Origin of the sequence: Nostoc sp. LEGE 12447, from assembly GCF_015206985.1 — a bacterium.
Taxonomy (GTDB): Bacteria; Cyanobacteriota; Cyanobacteriia; order Cyanobacteriales; family Nostocaceae; genus Nostoc.
The window spans coordinates 48,406-69,772 of sequence record NZ_JADEXT010000023.1; the positions used below are offsets into that span (position 1 = coordinate 48,406).

A 21,367-nucleotide genomic window follows, 5' to 3' on the forward strand; every position below is an offset into this window, starting at 1 on the left:
GTGATGAAAAGTGAGCTTCATGTACCAAGTGACTTGAATTTTCTGAATATTGTCGAAAACTGGTTGCTGGGATGTTTGAAAATTCAGCTAGGAGAATCTGTGGATTGGTCACGGCAATCAAGTCGTTTAAGACTGGCTTTGGTGGAAGCTTACTCAAATGCAGTCCGTCATGCCCACAAGGACAAACCAAATTTACCAATTTTACTGCGTTTGGAAGTGAAAGACCGGGATCTGGCCTTAGAAGTTTGGGACTACGGCGAAGGCTTTGATATGTCTAACTACTACGCCCCCAACCCTTTGGAAAAACAAGAAGGTGGTTATGGTTGGCTGATTATGAATCGTCTGATGGATAAAGTAGACTATGAGTTGCAGATTGATGGTGCAAACTGTCTCAAGTTACAAGCTACTTTACCCGAATTAGTCAAATAGACAAAAGTTATTTATAGGAATTTTTGATGCCTAGATTTTGTTTTGGGTAATATCAAACATTTCCTCAAAAATTATACTTATTTACTACTTTTCACGGCGTAAAGAAAGTAACTCTTGGGGAGAAGCTAAAAGTTTGATTCTAGTATAGAAAATTTGCCGTTGTTGGTTGAGGATAAATAGCCACAAGACATTCACACTACACCAGGAAGTTTGGGCTTTGCCTGCTACCTGAATTTGGATCTCACCGGTTTCTAAAGTCTCGGCGATTGCCGTGTTGGGGTAAGCTTTAACGTTTTGGCCTTCTTGTTTTAAGTAGGCTGCGATCGCATCTGTCCCCACAATATCAGATTCAAAGGGTGGACGCATCACACCATTTACCGCAAATAAGGCAGCAGTTGCCTCAAATTCTCCGGTATTTAAGGTTTCAAAATAACGCAGTACGCTTGTTTCTGTAATTCCCTCAATCTGGAATTCTTCTTTCAACTGTGCTGGGGATATAAATTCAGCAGAAGTCATAAAATTCTCTGTATTATGCTAACTGAATATTCATTTCAATACAAAAATCGCTCAAAAGAAAGCTGCTTTTGAGATAGATTGCTACATATTGCTAAATCTTCCTCACGATGGAAGTTGAGATGTTGCAATGGAATGTCTCTACATTGGTGTTGCAAAAATTGAAGAAGGCAGAGGGCAGAAGGCAGGAGGCAGGAGGAAGAAAATATATTTTTTGCCCTCTGCCAAAAGGGTTTAAAGCCCCGATCTTGAAAAGTTTCCTACGGCGGGTTTCCCGCCGTAGGCGACTGGTAAACCCGAAGGGCGTAAAGAATACAGCGTTCATCATAAATTCCCTAAATTTATTTATGGGGATTACCTCCTGCCTCCTGCCTTTCTTGGGTAACAAATATTCATCAAAGATATTGACTAGGTAATGTATAATTTATTTGCCTTTATTTAGGCAAAATCCAAATAAAAAAATGAGTCAGTATTCCGTAACAAGCAGTAGTGTGGTGAAAGAAAAAGCCAGCGAGTTGGGCTTTCACAAAGTTGGAATTGCTGCTGTAGATAGCATAGATGCCACAGAAGCGCAGAGGTTACAAGCATGGATTGAACTGGGTTATCACGCCGATATGGAATGGATGGCTAACCCAAAACGTCAAGATATCCGCTTAGTGATGCCAGAAGCGCGATCGCTAGTGTGTGTGGCGCTAAATTACTACACACCACATCAACGTCCTGTTCGCGTAGCGTCTCCGTCAGGAGAAGGCGAGGAATATGCCAAAATTTCCCGTTATGGTTGGGGAAGGGATTATCACAAGGTAATGCATAAAAAACTCAAGCAGCTATCTACATGGCTGGAATCGCTCGATGAAAGTGTAAGAGTTCGTTATTATGCAGACACTGGCCCAGTACAAGATAAAGTATTGGCTCAACTTGCCGGAATTGGTTGGATTGCCAAGAATGGTAATGTGATTACACGAGAATATGGCTCTTGGGTATTTTTGGGAGAAGTGTTGACCAATTTGGAGCTAGAGAGCGATCGCCCGCATACAGAACACTGCGGTAGCTGTACTCGTTGTCTTCAGGCTTGTCCTACAGGTGCAATTACTCAGCCTTTTGTTGTGGATGCTAATCGCTGCATCGCTTATCATACAATTGAAAATCGGGACGAAAAACTGCCAGAGGCGATCGCACCTCATTTACAAGGCTGGGTTGCTGGTTGCGATATTTGCCAAGATGTTTGTCCTTGGAATCAACGTTTTGCCCAAGCAACTGATATTCCAGAGTTTCAGCCTTATCCTGGGAATATTGCTCCCAAACTGCTAGAATTAGCCCAAATCTCAGACCAGGAGTGGGATAAACGATTTCCAGCATCTGCCTTGCGGCGGATTAAGCCAGAAATGTTACGACGCAACGCCCTAGCTAATCTTGACGCATCCAGGCAAATAATGACCCCGAAAGTAATTATTTTTGATTTTGATGGCACAATTGCTGATACAGTAGATGCCCTTGTAAGTATTGCCAATCGTCTAGCTGTAGACTTTGGTTATAGACACATCAGCCCAGAGCAATTAGCCCTCCTTAAAAACTTAACATCTAGGGAAATTATTAAGTACTCAGGAGTTTCTCTATTTAAAATACCTTTTTTAGTTAAAAAAGTTAAAGGAGAATTAAAAGACAAAATTCCTGAATTAAAACCAATTCCGGGAATTAAAGAAGCATTAATAGAGCTGCAAAATCAAGGATATAAACTGGGTATTATCACTTCTAATTCTAAAGATAACGTTACCCAATTTCTCACAATCAATGATTTAAATCACCTGTTTGATTTCATCTACTCAGGAATTACAATTTTTGGCAAAACAACCATAATCAATAATGTATTGAGGCAAAAGCAACTCAAACCCCAAGAAGTTATTTATGTTGGTGATGAAACCAGAGATATAGAAGCATCAAAGAAAGCAAATATCCAAGTAATTGCAGTAGCTTGGGGGTTTAACTCATCAGAAGTACTAGCTAAACAAAATCCAGATTATTTGATTCACCAACCTAGCGAACTGCTAGAAGTGATGAATGGTTATTAATTATATACACATCTCCATAAATTAAATATGCGTTATCCATAACTATTGTAGAGACATAGCTATGCTACGTCTCTACATTTTTTTCACCAGATGTCTAAATGTTGGATTAGGAAAATTTACTTTTTCGGTTGACCCTTTTCCAAAGCTTTTTGTACTAGTTCATCACTGACATTAGTTACACCTTCAGTTCTAGAATTCCCAACTTCTTTGGCTAATTCTGCATAATCGTCAGGATTACCAGTTGACTGCGCTTCAATTTTTGTCTCTTCTGGCTTAGAGGTTTGATATTTAGGTGCTGTAGCTGTTTCGGCTGCTGCTGAACCTTTAGCAGTGCGATCAACTTCACTCACGCTAAATTGTTGTGCTGCTGCATAATCAGCATCAAAATCGACCTTTGGCGCTTGTTCTTCACCACTAGCTATGCTTTCGGCAGCTAATTGAGCATCATGGGTGGGAGCTTCATTTAAATTGGGCTTTACTTCATCAGGCATAATTAAAAACCTTAAGGTAAATTTTTATTACTAGGGCGATTGTAACAAGTCAATATGCCGCTTCGTTGCTTCCTTGGGAGAGACTTTTACCTCTATTAAAAGATAGATAAAAGCTGCAATTTGCAATAAAGTTAACTCCTTCTATCGGTACTAGAATCTGATGAGAAAACTCTGGTAACACTTAGTTTGGTCTATTAAATTTACTTGGGGACAAAATTATGACTGCAAGTTACGACAAAACTATTTCTCAAGCCCAGAGCAATGAAACTCAAAAATTAGTGGATGCGTTTAATGCCTTAGATACCGATGCCAAATTAGCCTGGTTCTATTTTGTTTATAAAAAAATGGGTGATTCGATTACGCCAGCTGTACCTGCTGCGGCTGAACCAGAATTAGCACCACTTCTGTTAGGAGACTATTTTGAATTATCAGATGAGCAGCAACTAGATATTATGCGGGATATTGTTAACCGCAAAGATACAGAATACTCTCGTGCTTATGGATCGATAAAAGAAAACAATCAGTTGTTAGTTTGGTATGCTTGGGCAGTAGCTATGGGAAATCAGGTGGTTGGTTTACCAGCTAGCTACCAACCAAGTAAGGCAATTAATGATCTGGTTTCCCAAATTGAAGGACTAGATTTTGAGGAGCAAATTTCGGTGTTTCGGACAATAGCTGGTGAAATGGGTTACACCGATGTCAAGCCGATCGCAACACAAGCAGAAACTGGTAAAACATCGAGTTTGTAATCATATCAAAACCGCATTTATCAGCCTTGGCGACTAGATACAAACTTTCGTCCACCTACCGAACGCCAAGGGCGAACTCGGACTTTATTAAGCTATGACACAGTAAGGTTACTCAAGTCGCTTGGGGTGAGGTTAGAGTGTACCACTTGACCATCGCGGAACCAAACGATGCGCTGGGTTTGACGGGCAACTTCTGGCTCATGTGTCACCATGACAACGGTGATTCCACTGGCATTGAGTTCGCTAAAGATATCTAAGACTTCTTGGGTTGTGCGCGAATCAAGTGCGCCTGTGGGTTCATCGGCTAGGAGTACTACAGGACGATTGACAATGGCTCGTGCGATCGCTACTCTTTGTTGTTGCCCCCCAGATAGTTGAGTTGGTTTGTTGTTGAGGCGATTTGCTAAACCGACTCGCGTCAATGCAATTGTGGCGCGATCGCTTCTTTCTTTTGGATTCACACCAGCATATAGCATTGGCAGTATCACATTTTCTAATGCTGTTAGTTGAGGCAATAGGTGGAATTGTTGAAACACAAACCCCAGTTTTTTATTACGGATGTGCGCCAATGAGCGATCGTCCATTTGAGCTACATCAAGATTATCTAAGTAATAATGTCCCGTTGTCGGACGGTCTAAACAACCGATAATATTCATGGCTGTGGATTTACCAGAACCGGAAGGGCCCATGATTGCACAATATTCGCCTTGTTCCACAATTAAGTTGACATCATTCAGCGCTCGTACCTCTGTTTCGCCACTACCATAAATCTTGAAAATGTTTTCTAGTCGAATGATTGCTGGTTTCGGTAGAGGATTAGGAACCAGGGAATCGTTAATTGAAATAGTGTTTGTCATAAAGATTATAGGTAATCTCGGGCTGGTAAGTTACTTTTTTTCCAGTTGTAACTATAGTAACCATCCTCACAAGGTAAATTGTCGGGAAGGAATTAGCGATCGCTAATTCCTTTGATCAGTTAAGTTGGCACAATAAGATTAAACTATCTTGTAAAAATCGTTATTTTCACGATTTTCGTCGAGCCTTCGCGTGAGACAAAAAAATATTTATGCAAGAGACAAATGACAAATGACCAATAACATCTAATTTCTTCCAAATCCCTTAGAAACTGAGCGCTTTTTTAAACTATCAGAATTTTTACCAGCAAACATCCATTGCAAATGCTGTGGTAACAGTTTGGCTAAATCATAACGCTTCAAAATTGTCTCTCGCGCATTCGCACGAATTTTTTTCATCTCTTGAGGATGATTCAGCGCCTCTTCAACCCGATTAGCAATATCCTGGGGAGAAAAGAAATCTACCAACAATCCATTTACCCCATCCTGGATGACCTCCAATACTGGCGGAGTCTTAGAAGCTATTAGTAAACATCCTGCTGCCATTACTTCTAACATTGACCAGGATAAAACAAAAGGACGGGTTAAATAAATATGAGCAGAAGAAGCTTGCAAAACTTGAAGGTACTCATTGTAAGGTAGTCTATCTGTAAAGTGCAGCCTCGATAAATCTAAAGATGATTTTAATTTTTCTAGCATTAATTGTTTATAAGTCTGACCATCGGGGAGATTCTTCCCATAAGCCACCCTATCTTCTCCCACAACTACTACATGACAGTTAGGTCTTCGCTGTTGAATTAGTGCCACCGTTTCCATAAACTCTGGAAATCCTCTATAAGGTTCCATTCCCCGTCCCACATAAGTTACCAACTCTTCGACATAAGAAAGGTCAAGATTTATTCTTGGTAAAACTAACTTTGCGTCTGACTTGGGAACAAAATAATTGGTATCAATACCATCATGAAGTACAGTGATTTTGCTATGATATTCTTTGGGGAACTGGTAACGCTGCCAATTAGTGGGAGAAAGCCCGCGATCGCAGCTATATAAATCAGTCAAAATCGGTGCATTTTTCACGCGGATACGGCATTCATCATCAGCATTCAGTGGTTCATTGGGATCAAAATCTGCATCCGAACCGTGAGCGTGATAAAACCACTCGAAATAACACAATAATTCTGCTTTGGGAAAAACATCTTTCATAAATAAAGTCGGTCCCCAACCAGAATGGCCATAGACTATATCTGGAACAAAACCCTCAGCTTTTAATTTTTCGGACACGCGATAGACAGCCTGCGCGGTGAGAACAGCATTTTCTAGATTGCGAACGTAATGGTGGGTTTGGGGAGCAGCTTCCCGAGAAGGAGTGTAAATAGCTTTAAAAACGCCAGGTATTTCGCCTTCACGACGATTTGTTCCAAAGACGACTTGGCAATTAGGATCTTTACCTAAAACTGTCGCTAGATTGCGAAATTGTGAGGGGAAATTGGGATGTAAAAATAATATTTTCATTGGAATAATCTTGATTAATTTATTGCCAGATAAAATAAATTAAGACAAGCTATTTCAGATTATAAGATTATTTCTTACAATTTTTAGCAAGTAAATTTAGGTGAATCGATGCCGCGAAATGCGAAAATAATTGCAAATTCGTGTTATGACAATGAAATTTATTGGCATTGATTTAGGCTGGCGATCGCAACCAAGTGGATTGTGCTGTTTAGAATGGATAGATGGACAACTGCAACTACTCGATCTAGACCGCAAAGAGGCTATTGCAGACATCCTTACCTGGATCGATCAAAGCGTTCAACCAGACGAACCAGCAATCATCGCCGTAGATGCGCCTACCCTCATACCCAACGCTAGCGGGAGTCGTCTCCCCGACAAACTCAGCCACAAGTACTTTGGCAAATATCATGCAGGCTGCTACCCAGCTAATCAAAACCTACCCTTCGCCGATCGCACCATCAACTTTGGCTTAGAATTAGAATCACGCGGTTTTGCCCACGCGCCCACCATCGAACCGCAAAAACTCAGCAGATATCAAATAGAAGTCTTTCCCCACCCAGCGATCGTTAACCTATTCAACTTAGAACGCATCCTCAAATACAAAAAAGGAAGACTCAGCGATCGCCGCCTAGAACTAATCAAACTCCAAAATTATCTTCTCGATATCCTCCCCTCTCTTTCTCCTCCTCTGCGCCTCTGCGGTTCGTTTCCTTCCGAAATCCCCACCACAGGCGCAACCCTCAAAGCAGTTGAAGATAAACTAGATAGCTTAATTTGCGCTTATGTAGCTGCTTATTGGTGGTATTGGGGAGAACAACGTAACTTAGTATTAGGCGATCGCACTACTGGCTACATTATCATTCCCCAAAGGCTTTTAGCTTCAAATGAGCGTTGCAGCAGCCTATTTAAAAGTGAGTGAATTTTGTCAATACGTCTTTGAGTATAAATAAATTTAATAATATCGTGCTTATTTTAAATAATAGACATCTCTGAAAAAGAATGTAGAGACGCGTTAGCGAAGCGGGACGAAGTACAATTTCGCGTCTCTACAAGGGTTGTGGATAATGCATATTTGATTTCTGGAAATGTCTAATAACTATCTGCTATTCTGCTATTGTTTAACCAAAATTCCACACACAAGAGGAACTGTAATATTTCAATCCTTTTGTGTGTGGAATAATATTGCCTCTCGCAGATGTTTAGAATTTCCTAAAATTTAGGACTCAACATCAGTAAGTAGGTTTATGCCGTCGTAGACATCACTCTATATCCTCATCAGGCTATTAAGCAACGCTTTAATTCAAGACTTAACTACACAGCCTCAAATTTCCATTTGTGGTGATCGACGTTTTGTTTTGTCCATTGATCGACATTTGCTCCATCTTCATGCTTGCCACCATTCACCTGTAGAGCTTTGCCACTATGCTTGGCAATTATGTAGAAATAACCATTACCGGCATCTTCTAGCAGCCATTTGTGGTGATCGACGTTTTGTTTTGTCCATTGATCGACATTTGCTCCATCTTGTTGATTGCCACCATTTACCTGTAGAGCTTTGCCACTATGTTTGGCGATAAGATAGAAAGAGCCATCACCCGCAGCCTCTAACCGCCATTTGTGATTATCTTGTACTGCCTTAACCCATTGCAGGACATTGGCTCCATCGGCGGTACTAATACCAGACACAGCTAATGTTTTGCCGCTATGTTTGGCAATTAAATAGTAGTCTTTTTCTGCGGGAGGTAATGAGGATGTAGCACTTGCAGTTGAAGAAGTTGTAGAAGTTGTAGAACCAGAACCGGGATAGAATCCATAAGCAATCCAGCCAACAACTTCAGATGCATGACTGCCATCGCTTAAACTTGTATCACCAATGAGTTCATCTATACGGATTTCAAAACCTAAACGAGTCACATTTCGGATTCTTAAATTAGGTGTAGTAGTACCGTTGTAGGTTTGGGTCTTGGGGATAATTACCACTTTCTTATCTTCAGAAAACGGCACATCAAATATTACTTGATGCCAAGTATTGCTGGCGCGATCTGCATCCAAAGAGGTAATTATTCCAACACGTTGATCTAAAAACAGAGAGCTTTGTAAATCCATTGTTTTGCTTCCTAAATAATGATGTTGTTTGTGAAAAATGTTTAGAAACACGCCCTATCAATCCACAGTCTTTATCAGCACAATAGCTGACACAAGATATTAATCTGTGACAAAATACTATTGCAGAGATGTATAGATACTAAGTGAAAGTATCTTATTTGATAAAGCTGGGATGGATTGGTTTTAAAAGTGTTAATAATAAATTCTCACTTTTGTCAGAAAAATGCAAGGACACTTAAGACATTTAAGAAACAAATATTTAAGACATTTAAGACATTTAAGACATTTAAACTAAAAAAAGGCGTTGCTAAACTGAAATCAGCAACGCCTAATATTTTGTATTCAAAAACTATTCAGTAGTTTTATTCTGCCCAAGCAATCAACCTTGGTTCATAAGGATTAGCCAGATTTGGATTTTTCGGCAATACACGCAAAGACAAGCCCTGTAAACCAGAAGCGGTATAAGTAATATTACCCGTGTAAATGCTCAATTGCTGTGAATCTTCACCTTGGTAATCCATCACCACTGTTACAGCGTTGACAATCTCACCATTGGCATCGATCGCACCTTGATATAACTCCACCTGCACATCGTCATTGGTCAAGGTTGCTAAGTCAACTTTGGCTTTGACGGCAACAGTTTGGTTAACTTCAATGTCTGAAGCTGCCGATACATCAACATCTTTGATTTTGATGTTGAACCACTGTTCGCCCAGTTTTTCTTTCCAAGCAGCTAGTTCTTTGGCTGGGGCATAGTTATCCACAGTCAGGGTATGATAGCGATCGCTGGCCGGAAAATAAGCCCTTTGTGCATATTCTCCTACCATCCGCGCTGTATTAAAGAAGGGACAATTCAACCGAATTGCATCCTTCATTTTGGCAACCCACGGACGGGGCAAACCATCAGTATCCCGGTGTTCATAAAATAGTGGTACAACTTCCTTCTCTAACAACTCGTAGAGAGCATTTGCTTCCACTTCATCTTGGTAGTTAGGATCGTCGTAATTCTCTCCATGTCCAATCGCCCAACCTGTGCGGACGTAATCAGCTTCATCCCACCAGCCATCTAGTACACTTAAATTCGGTAATCCATTCATTGCCGCTTTCATACCACTGGTACCAGAGGCTTCCCGTGGACGACGCGGTGTATTTAACCAGATATCGCAACCCGCAACCATCAATCGGGAGATGTGAATGTCGTAATTGGGAACAAACACTACCTGTTTTTCTAAATGCTGTTCGCGGATAAAGTGATTGATCTCGCGGATCAGTTCTTTACCGGGAATATCCTTAGGATGTGCCTTACCAGCAATTACGAATTGCACTTTCCGGTCTTTGTTAGCCAGCAGAAGCCGCTTAATCCGATCCAAATCACGCATCCAGAGGGTGGCGCGTTTGTAGGTGGCAAAGCGACGGGCAAAGCCGATGGTGAAAGCGTAAGGATCTAAAACTTCTTGGGCTTGGATAATTTCGGAAGCGGAAGCGCCGCGATCTGTTAAATGCTTAACCAAATGCTCCCGTACATACAAAATCATATCCAAGCGGCAGCGTTCGTGATTGCGCCACAATTCTTCATCGGGTATAGCATCCATCCGATCCCACAATGGGCTATCTGGTGGTGCTGATGACCAATTTGGCCCGAGGTAGCGATCGTACAATTCTTGAGTCGATTTCGCCACACAACTCCGAGCATGGACACCATTAGTAATTGCTGCGATCGGCACTTCTTCTACTGGTACTTTCTGCCACAAGCCCTGGAACATTTGCCGCGACACTACCCCGTGGAGTTGTGCAACACCGTTAGAAAATGTTGCCATTTTCAAAGCCAGCACCGCCATACTGAAAGGCCCAGATAAATCACCTGTATTCTCGCGCCCCAGTCCTAAAAATTGCTCTTTGGGCAACCCAAATATCTCTGCATAGTACCCCAAATAGTGCAGCATTTTGTCGGGAGCGAATAAGTCAATCCCTGCTGGTACTGGCGTGTGGGTAGTAAAGATATTACTGGAAGCCACCACCTGTTTAGCTTGGGCATAACTCAGCCCTTCTTCCTGAATCAGCAAGCGGATGCGTTCTAGGGCAGAGAAGGCGGCGTGGCCTTCATTCATGTGGTAAGCGGTGACTTTCAGCCCCAAAGCTTTGAGCATTTGCACACCACCGATCCCCAGCATGATTTCCTGGTGGATACGCATATCAATGTCGCCACCATACAGCTGATCTGTAATGTCGTGGTCGTAAGTGTTGTTGGGTTCAATATTGGTGTCAAGCAGATACAAGGGAACAGTTCCCACCTGTACGCGCCAAACTCTAGCGTATACCTTGCGTCCTGGATAATCTACCGCAATCCGTAGCTCTGAACCATCGGCATTACGCTCTAGATGCAAGGGCATATTATAAAAATCATTGAGCAAGTAGCGTTCTTGCTGCCAGCCATCAGCATTCAGATACTGAGCAAAGTAGCCTTGCTGATACAGCAAACCTACACCGACAAGCGGTAGCCCCAAGTCACTAGCAGATTTGAGGTGATCTCCCGCCAGAACTCCCAAGCCCCCAGAATAGACGGGTAAACAATCGACAAGTCCAAATTCCGCCGAAAAATAGGCGTAGCATTCTTTTGGTTTTTGCTCCCGTTGTTTTTGATACCAGGTGCGCTCTTGTAAATAATCGTCTAACTGACGGTCAGCTCGATCCATTTGCGCTAGAAAGCCTTCATCTTCGACAACTTCCAAAAGCCGCGATTGCGAGATAGTACCGAGCATCAACACTGGATTGTGATGGCTAGACTCCCATAGGTCAGAGTCTAAGCGACGAAATAAATCTTTGCTCTCAACATTCCAATCCCAGTGCAAGTTATATGCTAACCGCCGCAGTGGTTCGAGTCGCGGTGGTAGTGAAGGGGATACGTTAAATGTGCGAATTGGCTGCATAGGTTGGCAAAACTCCAAGTTTAGTTATGGTTATTGTTTACTGTCTTTACCAATGTTGCCAATTCTTTATACTGTAGTTTGTGAAGAAGCGATGACTTTGTTAAGCATTGAGAATTCTTTTTAACATCGTTGCTAAAGTTTACACCAAGGTGTTTCTAATTCTATGCATTACTCTCAGCCATATACTTGGTATATTAAGATTTAATCATTGAGTGGTATGTATCACTGAAAAAAATCTAGTTTTGAATAAATAATTTATATTTTTTTTAGTATTGCTTCCGGGGATCAGTTCTACTGTCTTGGCTAAGGGTGAAATTTCCTCGTAGCTGTTTCCACAAAGGTTAAATTTTTAATTATTTTTTAATAAAATTGTGCTAAAAAATAAGCAGCTATGATTCTTAGGTTAGGGATTAGTTTGAAAAGATGTGATCCAAAGTAACCCATGTAGACATCACTTAAAAGAGGAATGCGTAAAAATAATACCAAGGAGTTAACTAGGAAAAGCGTCGCAAACTACTTGGTATAAATTTTGGATACTAAATCAGGAAAATAAATTCTTAGCGTGTTATCTTATGAACCTAGTGAAGGCTGATCTTTGGTATTTTTTGTCATTGACAAAGCTACAGCAGCTGCATAAGCAATCTCCGCTGCCATTTGATAAGCAAGTTTGATACTTGATGAAGCGTCCTTGGCTTTAGGAGAAAGAGAAGCTTTTTTTCGGCGCGACTCTTGTTTGATATCACCCGCTACAATAGCTCGCTGTAAAATGATCCAGGCATCTAGGTCTTCTGAGTCATAATTACTTTGAAGTTGCGATCGCAGTTGTTCTTCGGCTACAACACTCAGATAGCCGCTATTTAGAGCTTCTTGGACAATTTCTTTAATTAAAGCCATAATTTGAACCAAGTGTGTGAGTTAAAACCGATACCTCAATGTGGTCAATTTGATGTTGTTTTGTGGACTTCTCCTGGAAACTAAGCTAAATTTTAGCTTTCTTTACAATAAAATTTATAATGAGTAACACCAAGCACGCATCACCCGCTTGGCTCACCCGAATGGGTGATTTACAAATTTTTAGATATAAGTAATAAGGAAGAGGAAAATTTTCAGCTTTTTAACGAAGAGGGTGTCATCAGTATAGTAGATATCATTCTGAGTTGAACGCCCAATTATTAAATTAATTGGACAAGCAAAGGTAGAAATGTAGACTAAAAGACAATTAACATCTGTGATCATTTTTAAAATGACCGTCCTCCAGGAATTTTATCTAAGTGTATAAAATTATTTAAGAGTAGCGATAGCTCCATAAAAAAAGTTAGCTAATTTACAATATTCTCATCACCAATCAACTTATTTATTAAGAGTGTTCCACTAAAAATAAAATGTGTTATTGTTAAAAACAACTGTTATTAAAAACGATTCATGTAATTACAAGCATGAATTTGCTAGTCTGTAAATCATCTGTGTGCAACATGATTGGAGCAGCATACTCTAGAAATTCGTTGCAAGAAAGCCGTCATAGCAGTCGGGGAAGCGCTTACTTGTTTGCACCGATGGTCAACTTCAATGTGATGGCTGATGTAGGGGATAATCCACCCTAATTGGGTTTTTTGGGGCAATAATACCCAATTAGACCCAACAATAATTACATTGTTATGCTAGGCAGAAATTTTATCTAAATTTTTGAATATAGTCTAGTTAAATGTATTTTTTGTTGCAACATAGCTTGTGGAACTGAGTTGTTTTAAAAGACTAAAACCGCCTGATAGGAAGTAGCCTCAAGGCAAACAACTCAATCCCTAGTTGCGTAACAAGCTTTGCAAATTTGCCAGATAACCAAAACAGTATCCTATCTAAACCAACCAATTTACCCATCAGATAATTTCATAGTCTGGGGTTTGACCCTGTAATGCACTAAGATTTTTTGTTAATTGCTCTGGTGAAAAAGAAGCAAAGTTTTTACATGCCTTAACTGCTACAAAAGCTTCTATAGATCCAAGGTAGTTGTGTATATCAAGTGGGTAATTCTAACACACCTAATTTCAAGAATTGCTCACATAGTTAAAGCCAGACTGGAGGTTTTCCAAATTATGGAAAACCATCTAAAAATATGGGTAAATTCAGGTAATACTGCCAACTAAGTTTAACGTATTAAGAAATACGATATCTCTTAGTATTGGCAGAAGATTAGGATACAGGCAAAAAACTTTCAATACTGTCAACAACAATTAATTGAAGAGATATGTAGCCATGCCTAACGAGCAAGACTTTTCCAAATTGCAGCGTGTGCAAGAACTTGTAGTAACTACTGTGTTAGGGGATCTTCCTACACTTATTCTGGGGCCAAAGTTGCGTAGTTTAGGATATCGGAGTATTTTTGCCCAAATAGGCAGCCCAGTTTATATTCAAAATGGTGTTGAATTCAACGGTGCTTCTTGTATTGAGATAGGCAGTGGAGTCTATATTTTCAAGGGTGTACGCATGGATGCTAGAGGACACAAAAATAATAAAATTCATCTAGGCAATAGAGTAGCTATTGAGCGTAACGTTGATATAGGGTGTTTGGAAGATACGTGTATACATATTGATGAAGACACCTTCATTGCTCCAAACGTATGTATTGAGGGGCCAGGAGACATTAAAATTGGCAAACACTGCATGATTGCTGCCCACTCCGGAATATATGCCAATAATCATAATTTTGCCGATCCGATGGAGCCAATTAAATACCAAGGTGTTACTCGCAAGGGAATTGTGATTGAAGATGACTGTTGGCTAGGTCATGGAGTAACGGTATTAGATGGCGTTACCATTGGCAAAGGTAGTGTTATTGGTGCGGGAGCAGTTGTCAATAAAGATATTCCTCCTTTCTCTGTTGCTGTAGGTATACCTGCACGAGTAGTCAAAAACCGAATTGGCAAAGACCTAGTAAAAGTTCAAACTGAGAAATAGGGAATGGGACAGGGGGCATGGTAGCTATCAATACGGTTCGGATAAGCATTTTTTACTTTCATTCTGGTCTGGGGAATGGGAAAGTGGGATACCCTTTGGGGATAAGGGGCGGGGGTAAAGGATAAAGGATGTATTCAAAACCTTTCCCCTTTTCCCTTTCCCCTTTAACCGAACCGTATTGTGGCAACTATTTCCCATAACCTTTATTTAATATGTTGCCTTTGGGAAGAAACTTTTGCTGTCAGTTAACGTCACGAACTGGAGTAAGCAGTTTCTGAGTTATTTTTAAGGGCATCTAAAAGTCAGACAACTGACATTTTGCACTATTCTCAATAACTGTAGAGTAGGTACTGCTAGTCCCTAGTCTCTAAGTGCCCAGTCCCATGTCCCCACAGTCCTCTAAAAAAGGGACGAGATTTGGGTAATATAAAGTAGCTATCTTTTCTGCATGGCAGATCCTCAAAGAAAAGCTTTCTTTGTTTTACCCGTTGGAGATATTTCTATGCTGACTTTAAAAATCGCTGTTTATATTGTTGTTGCCTTCTTCGTAACTATCTTCATCTTCGGATTTTTGTCGAACGATCCTGCTCGTAACCCCGGCCGTCGGGACTTAGAGTAAAAGGGCGATAAATCATCCGCGACTTTGGAAGGCGGAAAATACTAAACGCCACAGAAACTTACTAAGCGAAATTTAGTAAGTTTCTTCCTCCAGGTAGCTTGCTGTAGGTAGCAGAAGGCGACAGTCGGAAGGCAGAATGTATGTTTATCCTTCCGTCCGTCATTTGGCTGTTTGTTAGCCCGATTTTGCTCAAATATGCTTCATCCAGTTCTGCCACCCAATCCGCCTCCTATCCTCGAATCTTTACAACCTGTAAATCCCACCTCATCTGCTAGTCATACAAAGTTTCTTTCAGTTGTAGAAACTGGAATGCAGGAAAAGACAGACAAATCCAAGCAGTCCAAGGATTTGGCTGAGTTGTCGATTTCGGGTGACACCAAAAGTAATTCGCCATTGCCAACTCCCATCAATTCAAATCAGGATGACTCAGTAGTTGCCGAAACTTCCTCTGTCCCCCATCCACCAGAAACCTTCCCACCAGAAATTTCCCCCATTACCGACTCTGGAAGTGCTGAACTTTTGGGGAAATCGCTGATGCTTGGTTATCCAACGCAGGAGATTAAAACCTCTAATGGCCAAAGTCCGAGCGTCGAACGCCGCCGCTCAGAGCTTCTCCTAAGAGCGGCGTTACGCAAACGGGAGACGCAAACAGAAGCCACTACATTGCCAAAAAAAGTTGGAGCGGAGCCTTCCCGAAGTGCAAAACTTGAATCTTCTCAAAAACTCGGTGAGCGAGGTCTAACGACAAGCCGCTTTGCGTCTACGCTAAATCCCAATTCTATTGCTAGAGAAAAACAAACCTTTTTGGACTCTCTACGATTTAACTATAGGGTCTCTCCAAGTCCCCTTATCGCCCAATCTCCGCCTTCTATTCCAGTTGTCCCAAAGGTTACAACCAGCAATAAGTTAGTTGAATCCAAGGCGGAAATTTTAGCTAAGAAGTTAGCCCAGCAAAAACAGCTAAGTGACATTACTGCGCCACAGTCTTCACAAAAAGACAATATCTCTCTATCTGCTGCCGATCTTGCACCAAGTTCTCAATCAGTACAAAATTTTATAAAATTCCAGTCTCGTAATCCGACAAAGCAACTCCCAACGCCCATCACTGTAGAATTCAGTTCCCAAGTCCAACAACAAACTCAAGCGCCAACATCTACACCACCAGTAAATACCACCAATCAGCCACAAGCACCAGCTAGCAAACCGCCAGCCCAACCGAGAATTGTAGAAGTCACTTCAGATCGGCAAGAGTATGACGAGCAACGGCGAATTATTACAGCTGTTGGAAATGTAGTTGTGCGATTTGATGGGGCGGTGGTGGATGCCGATCGCTTGCAAGTTAATTTAGACAACTTAATTGCTGCGGGGGAAGGCAACGTAACTTTAACCAGGGGCGATCAGATACTGCGTGGACAACGCTTTACCTATAACTTTGTTCAAGATAATGGAGAACTCTTAAATGGTAGAGGAGAAATTTATGTGCCCTCAGCACAAACAGATTTTGCTTTCTCACCCATAGATGCAACTACTGGTGGAGTAACAAAACGTCCGCCTAGCGATCGCATTAGAGCCAATCAGCCCCTTTCTGGTGTAAGCAGCCCTGGACAACTTGATTTTACCGTTGGGGGTCAGGCTGATGCTAGCAACCTTTCACCCCCGAAAACAGGAGGTGTAGTCAATCGGCTCAGATTTGAAGCTGAACACATTGACTTCTATCCGCAAGGCTGGCAAGCAAGGGATGTCCGCATCACCAACGATCCGTTTTCGCCTCCAGAACTAGAGTTACGCGCAGATACAGTAACTCTGACACGAGAAACACCCTTGGTAGACCGCATTAGAACACAGCGACAGCGTTTGGTATTGGATCAAAGAATCTCCTTACCAATTCCGGTGAATCAGCAGACGATTGACCGCCGGGAGCGGGACGTTACACCTGCAATAGTTTCTCCCGGCTATGATGGAGATAAGCGGGGTGGTTTGTATATTGAGCGTGGCTTTCCAGTGATCGATACAGAGAAGACAAGTTGGACTATCACGCCTCAGTTACTAGTACAGAGAGGTGTGCAAGAAGGTATAGGTAACTTAGGCTCACTGTTTGCTGTCAAGACAAAGGTAAATTCTGTTTTGAGTCCACGAGCAGTAATTGAAGGAACTGGGGAGTTAACCAGTTTTGACTTAGACAAGGTGGAAGACAATTTGCGGGTGAATTTGGGATTGCGTCAGATAATAGGCACTTCCCTTCCCCATCTCTTGAATGTGCAATATAATTACCGCGATCGCCTCTACAACGGTACTCTCGGTTTTCAAACTGTCCAGAGCAGTTTTGGGGGCATTATTACCTCTCCTGTGATTCCTTTAGGAAAAAGTGGCATCAACCTCACCTATCAGGGAAGCGCTCAGTATATCGATGCCAATACCGATCGCCAAGACTTACTAGAACCCATACGCGAAAACGATCGCATTTCACTAGGTCGTTTCCAAGCTAGTGCTGATCTCAGTACTGGGGTGTTACTGTGGCAGGGAAAACCATTACCGCCCACTGCCACCGAGGGATTACGATACACGGCTAACCCTGTAGTTCCTTACTTGCAAGCGATCGGTGGGCTTACTGGCACTACGAGTTATTACAGCAATGGTGATAACCAAAGCACCCTAACTGCGAGAATTGGTTTACAAGGACAAGTGGGTCATTTTTCTCGCCCTTTTTTCGACTATACCGCCTTTAATATTAGTTTCTCTCAAGGCTTAAATAACGGATTATCACCCTTTTTGTTCGATCGCTCCGTTGATAACAAAGTTTTGACTGCTGGGATATCACAGCAAATCTACGGCCCTTTTCGCTTAGGCTTTCAAACATCTGTTAACTTGGATACTGGTAGAGAAACCAGTACTGACTACATTTTAGAATATAGCCGTCGCACCTATGGCATCACCTTGCGTTACAATCCAGTCTTGGAATTAGGCGGCTTTAGCATCCGAATTAGTGATTTTAACTGGGGTGGCGGCACTGATCCATTTTCTGAAGTTAAACCAGTAGTAAATGGTGTGCAACAGAGTTATTAATAAGAAGGATTCAGAATTCTGAATTCAGAATTCTGAATAACCATCATCAAGTTGTTAAAATTTATGTTTGTGGAAGAATAAATCCGCATCGGGTTGAAAGTGCAGCCTCACATAGAATCGGTATAAGGAATCGCACAGGTTGATGCACCACCAGGTATTCTCAGGTTGGCATAGTCGCCGCTTAATTGAACACGTGAAGGTGGTTGGTGTAGGACTGCACAGCATCTTTGAACTGCGGCTTGATATTCTCGCCATTGCTGACGGATGGCAATACTGGCAGCATCGTTACCTAAGTCTGAAAATCTTAGCCCAGCCCGAATTAGCCAAGATTCTACATCAGTTGTTTCACCCAGTATTTCGGGAATGGCATTAATCTTTTCCATGAGTAATATCTTTTATGCATATTTAAAATTGGCCATTTAACTTTAAGAGAAACTATTGATAATAACCAATATAATTGGTTATCAAAATCATAAATAAAAATGATTAAAAATATGTCATATCTGAGTATGGATGCTCAGATATGACAGAATAAATTCTATTACGGCTGGTAAACATCATTCCTTTAGCTTGCGAATAGGCTGTCTCCTAGCTCGTAATCACTAGAAGCGATAGCCTAATCCAGCTTGGAAGCTGACAGCATCAGCATCACTGTTTCTGTAGGCATCAATGCCCCATTTAGTATCGCCATAAGCAATGACATTATTGCTAACTTCTGATTCAATACCAAGGGTAACTACAGGTGCATTCTGATTCCCCAATGGGGTTTTTTGACCTTCGTCAGTTACAAAAGAATAACCACCACCGAAGTAAACGTTAGTGTTTCTGGCGATCGGCGCATCGTAAGTCACGATGGGCATAATTGCAGCAGCATCACCACCATACAGTACAGAACCCCGCAGTGAAACAGGTGCATTGGGAAGGGCGTAACGTCCTTGAATATTACCGCCAATTTGTGATTCATCGTTTCCTTGTCCGCCACTGGTTGCACCAACTGCAACACCAGCACCAATATAATTACCGTTTGTACCGGCTGTTTGAGCAGAAGCAATTCCTGCCGAGAGGACAATGGAAGCAACAGCAAGTGCAGAGGCAGCTAATTTTGTAAGTTTCATAGAATTTTTCTCACTAGAGTTAGGTAAAATCAATGTTCTCTAGTACTAGAATCTCTTTTTTTACAAAATGTAACCTCGCACACCTGGTTCACCCAAGTGGCTGAATTATTTCTCACCCACTTGGGTGTAACAACTGAAATAACGCGATTCTTAGAACCCCGCTTCCATTCCTCTCTCCGTTTCGGGGAGAGGCTTTGATTGTTGCTCCCTAGGGGTTAGGTTTGAAAGAAAGTTGCACACGGCGTTATTTCTTCAAAAAGCGTTGACGTAGACGAGATATAAAACTATTCACCTCTGGTATTCTCATCCAGGAAGCGATCGCAGCAAACACTGCAATCCCCACAAAGCCAGATACACACAACTGCAACACTAAAATCAATAAACCCGTTTTACCTAGTAATTGCTGAGAACCAACCAATGTCCCATAGCTTGCTACCCCAGCTACCACGCTCCCAGCAGCCAAACCCAAAATCGGCAAACCCCACTCACGCCAAGGTAAACCATTGAGTTTGCGATCGAGCAACCACAACAGCATTAACATTGAGCTACAATTTACACCCACTGTTGCTAACACCAAACCGGGAGCGCCAAAAGGTTTAACGAAAAACCAATCTAATAAGATATTGAGCAAGATGTTAAAAATACTAATGCGAAATGGTGTCTGTCCATCGCCTAAAGCGTAGAACACCCGCACCAAAACATCACGTCCCAAATAGACAAACATCCCAATTCCATAAGCGACTAGCAAGGATGAAACTAGCTCTGTGGCTTCTGGCTTGAAAGCACCGCGTTCATATACCACCTGCACAATGGGTACAGATAATGCCACCATCAGCGCCCCTAGCGGTAGCATCGTAAAGGCAGTAAGTAGCAGTCCTTGGCGAATGCGTAATTTTAAATCTGGCCAATTTTCGGGGCCGGCAAGTTTGGCAAATATCGGTAACAGGGGCAGTAAAATGATATTAGAAATAATCCCTAACGGAGTTTGAACTAATAAATTCGCATAGTTAAATCCTGCCGCCGCACCAGGAATAGGACTAGCAAAATAAAGGTCAGTGGCAACATTAATTGGCATCATCCCAGAGGAAACTGTTGCCGGAGTCATGATTTTAATCACTTCTTGAACGCCTGGGGATTTAAAATCAAACCGCAGGCGTAATGTGCCTAATCCTAACCGCCACTGGACAATTAACTGCACTAACCACTGGAGAATTGCTCCTGCCAAGGTTCCCCAAGCTAAAACCATTCCCCCGATTAAAGCGTACTCCGGCTTAATAATATCCTTGCCCAGTTGCATCGCTAAGATAGCAAGACCGCCAACAACGGTAATACTGGATAATAAAGGGCTAATGGAGAGTAACCAATATTGATTGGCTGCATTCAGAGTACCGAAGCCGATGCCAATTAAACCAGCAAATAAAGCCATTGGTGCCATAATGCGGAGTTGCTGAATAGCGATCGCTCTGGTTGTCTCTTCCAAACCATGACCGACTATATCAACGATCGCATCCGCAAATAAAACTTGAGCAACTGTCACCAGCAACAGTACTCCAGCCACCAGTGTTGTCACGGTTTCCACTAAAGGAGCCGCTTCTTCTCGCCGCCGCTTGGCTAAAACGCTGACAACTGCACTGTGTAATGGCCCATTTACACCACCGAGTAAGATCAATAGAAAGCCAGGGATAATATAGGCGTAGCTATAGGCGGTAGCAGCAGCACCAACACCAAAAGCCGCAGCGATCGCTTGCTGCCGCACTAAACCGAAGACTTTACTAATTAATGTGGCTGCGGCAACAATGCCAGCAATTCCAGCGAAAGAACGAGAGGGTTTTTGGTCTTGTTGTGTCACGAATAATACCCGACAACTCTTACAGAGTGCATACTTTAAAACATTTAACCTGAAATTCCGCAGTCTGTCAGGTAAATTTTGGCAAATCAGTCATTAGTTTATAGTCATTTTAAGTGCGA

Annotated in this window: 18 protein-coding genes and 1 pseudogene; 9 read left to right on the forward strand and 10 right to left on the reverse strand. The window is 41.9% G+C overall.

From position 1 onward, the window contains the following. The first annotated feature begins 3 nt into the window (after positions 1–3). Complete coding sequence (locus tag IQ274_RS21775; protein ID WP_012411419.1) at positions 4–429, forward strand: ATP-binding protein; 426 nt, start codon at positions 4–6, stop codon at positions 427–429. Positions 430–513: 84 nt separating this feature from the next. Here the strand turns inward: IQ274_RS21775 and IQ274_RS21780 are convergent, their stop codons facing one another. Further along, the gene (locus tag IQ274_RS21780) at positions 514–945 is read right to left on the reverse strand and encodes a ketosteroid isomerase family protein (protein WP_194143389.1); all 432 of its coding nucleotides are present in this window, start codon (positions 943–945) and stop codon (positions 514–516) included. A gap of 458 nt (positions 946–1,403) precedes the next feature. On the opposite strand from IQ274_RS21780, the pseudogene queG reads away from it, so the two are divergent. Continuing rightward, positions 1,404–2,401: pseudogene (gene queG, locus IQ274_RS36670) on the forward strand (tRNA epoxyqueuosine(34) reductase QueG). Further along, the gene (locus tag IQ274_RS36675; protein WP_228058295.1) at positions 2,376–3,011 is read left to right on the forward strand and encodes an HAD-IA family hydrolase; all 636 of its coding nucleotides are present in this window, start codon (positions 2,376–2,378) and stop codon (positions 3,009–3,011) included. The pseudogene queG and the gene IQ274_RS36675 overlap by 26 nt, the downstream one beginning before the upstream one ends. 116 nt (positions 3,012–3,127) lie before the next feature. Here the strand turns inward: IQ274_RS36675 and IQ274_RS21790 are convergent, their stop codons facing one another. Further along, positions 3,128–3,502, reverse strand: coding sequence for a hypothetical protein (locus tag IQ274_RS21790; RefSeq protein WP_163927659.1), 375 nt, complete (start codon positions 3,500–3,502; stop codon positions 3,128–3,130). Positions 3,503–3,720: 218 nt separating this feature from the next. Here IQ274_RS21790 and IQ274_RS21795 point away from each other — a divergent pair, with 218 nt between their 5' ends. Continuing rightward, a complete protein-coding gene (locus tag IQ274_RS21795; RefSeq protein WP_163927660.1) occupies positions 3,721–4,251 on the forward strand; it encodes an orange carotenoid protein N-terminal domain-containing protein in 531 nt (176 codons plus the stop codon). Between the two features lie 92 nt (positions 4,252–4,343). On the opposite strand, the gene IQ274_RS21800 is transcribed toward IQ274_RS21795, so the two are convergent. Both IQ274_RS21800 and IQ274_RS21805 read right to left on the reverse strand, forming a co-directional pair. Then, on the reverse strand, positions 4,344–5,108 hold the full coding sequence (locus IQ274_RS21800; RefSeq protein WP_228058296.1) for an ABC transporter ATP-binding protein: 765 nt from the start codon (positions 5,106–5,108) through the stop codon (positions 4,344–4,346). A 243-nt stretch (positions 5,109–5,351) separates the two neighbouring features. After that, positions 5,352–6,617, reverse strand: coding sequence for a glycosyltransferase family 4 protein (locus tag IQ274_RS21805; RefSeq protein WP_194143391.1), 1,266 nt, complete (start codon positions 6,615–6,617; stop codon positions 5,352–5,354). Between the two features lie 151 nt (positions 6,618–6,768). Between IQ274_RS21805 and IQ274_RS21810 the strand changes: the two genes are divergently transcribed. Beyond that, positions 6,769–7,536 (forward strand): DUF429 domain-containing protein, encoded by a 768-nt coding sequence (locus tag IQ274_RS21810; RefSeq protein ID WP_194143426.1) that lies wholly within the window; start codon positions 6,769–6,771, stop codon positions 7,534–7,536. 392 nt (positions 7,537–7,928) lie between these two features. Here the strand turns inward: IQ274_RS21810 and IQ274_RS21815 are convergent, their stop codons facing one another. From IQ274_RS21815 to IQ274_RS21825, 3 genes are all read right to left on the reverse strand, one after another. After that, positions 7,929–8,723, reverse strand: a complete 795-nt coding sequence (locus IQ274_RS21815) for an RICIN domain-containing protein (RefSeq protein WP_194143392.1) — start codon at positions 8,721–8,723, stop codon at positions 7,929–7,931. Between the two features lie 362 nt (positions 8,724–9,085). Then, the gene (glgP, locus tag IQ274_RS21820; RefSeq protein ID WP_194143393.1) at positions 9,086–11,650 is read right to left on the reverse strand and encodes an alpha-glucan family phosphorylase; all 2,565 of its coding nucleotides are present in this window, start codon (positions 11,648–11,650) and stop codon (positions 9,086–9,088) included. 570 nt (positions 11,651–12,220) lie between these two features. Then, entirely contained in the window at positions 12,221–12,544 is a 324-nt protein-coding gene (locus IQ274_RS21825) for a hypothetical protein (RefSeq protein ID WP_163927665.1), read from the reverse strand. A gap of 542 nt (positions 12,545–13,086) precedes the next feature. Between IQ274_RS21825 and IQ274_RS21830 the strand changes: the two genes are divergently transcribed. From IQ274_RS21830 to IQ274_RS21845, 4 genes are all read left to right on the forward strand, one after another. Beyond that, positions 13,087–13,251 carry a hypothetical protein gene (locus IQ274_RS21830; protein WP_159402498.1) on the forward strand — a complete coding sequence of 55 codons (165 nt, stop codon included), beginning with the start codon at positions 13,087–13,089 and terminating at the stop codon, positions 13,249–13,251. 649 nt (positions 13,252–13,900) lie between these two features. Beyond that, on the forward strand, positions 13,901–14,602 hold the full coding sequence (locus IQ274_RS21835) for an acyltransferase (protein WP_163927666.1): 702 nt from the start codon (positions 13,901–13,903) through the stop codon (positions 14,600–14,602). A 502-nt stretch (positions 14,603–15,104) separates the two neighbouring features. Then, the gene (locus IQ274_RS21840) at positions 15,105–15,221 is read left to right on the forward strand and encodes a photosystem II reaction center protein I (protein ID WP_041566417.1); all 117 of its coding nucleotides are present in this window, start codon (positions 15,105–15,107) and stop codon (positions 15,219–15,221) included. A gap of 195 nt (positions 15,222–15,416) precedes the next feature. Continuing rightward, positions 15,417–18,284: a DUF3769 domain-containing protein gene (locus IQ274_RS21845; RefSeq protein WP_194143394.1), complete on the forward strand. Its 2,868-nt coding sequence runs from the start codon at positions 15,417–15,419 to the stop codon at positions 18,282–18,284. A 107-nt stretch (positions 18,285–18,391) separates the two neighbouring features. Here the strand turns inward: IQ274_RS21845 and IQ274_RS21850 are convergent, their stop codons facing one another. From IQ274_RS21850 to murJ, 3 genes are all read right to left on the reverse strand, one after another. After that, the gene (locus IQ274_RS21850; RefSeq protein ID WP_194143395.1) at positions 18,392–18,667 is read right to left on the reverse strand and encodes a hypothetical protein; all 276 of its coding nucleotides are present in this window, start codon (positions 18,665–18,667) and stop codon (positions 18,392–18,394) included. Positions 18,668–18,886: 219 nt separating this feature from the next. Beyond that, positions 18,887–19,399, reverse strand: coding sequence for an outer membrane beta-barrel protein (locus IQ274_RS21855; RefSeq protein WP_114083513.1), 513 nt, complete (start codon positions 19,397–19,399; stop codon positions 18,887–18,889). Positions 19,400–19,643: 244 nt separating this feature from the next. Then, complete coding sequence (murJ, locus tag IQ274_RS21860) at positions 19,644–21,248, reverse strand: murein biosynthesis integral membrane protein MurJ (protein ID WP_194143396.1); 1,605 nt, start codon at positions 21,246–21,248, stop codon at positions 19,644–19,646. Between the last annotated feature and the right edge of the window lie 119 nt (positions 21,249–21,367).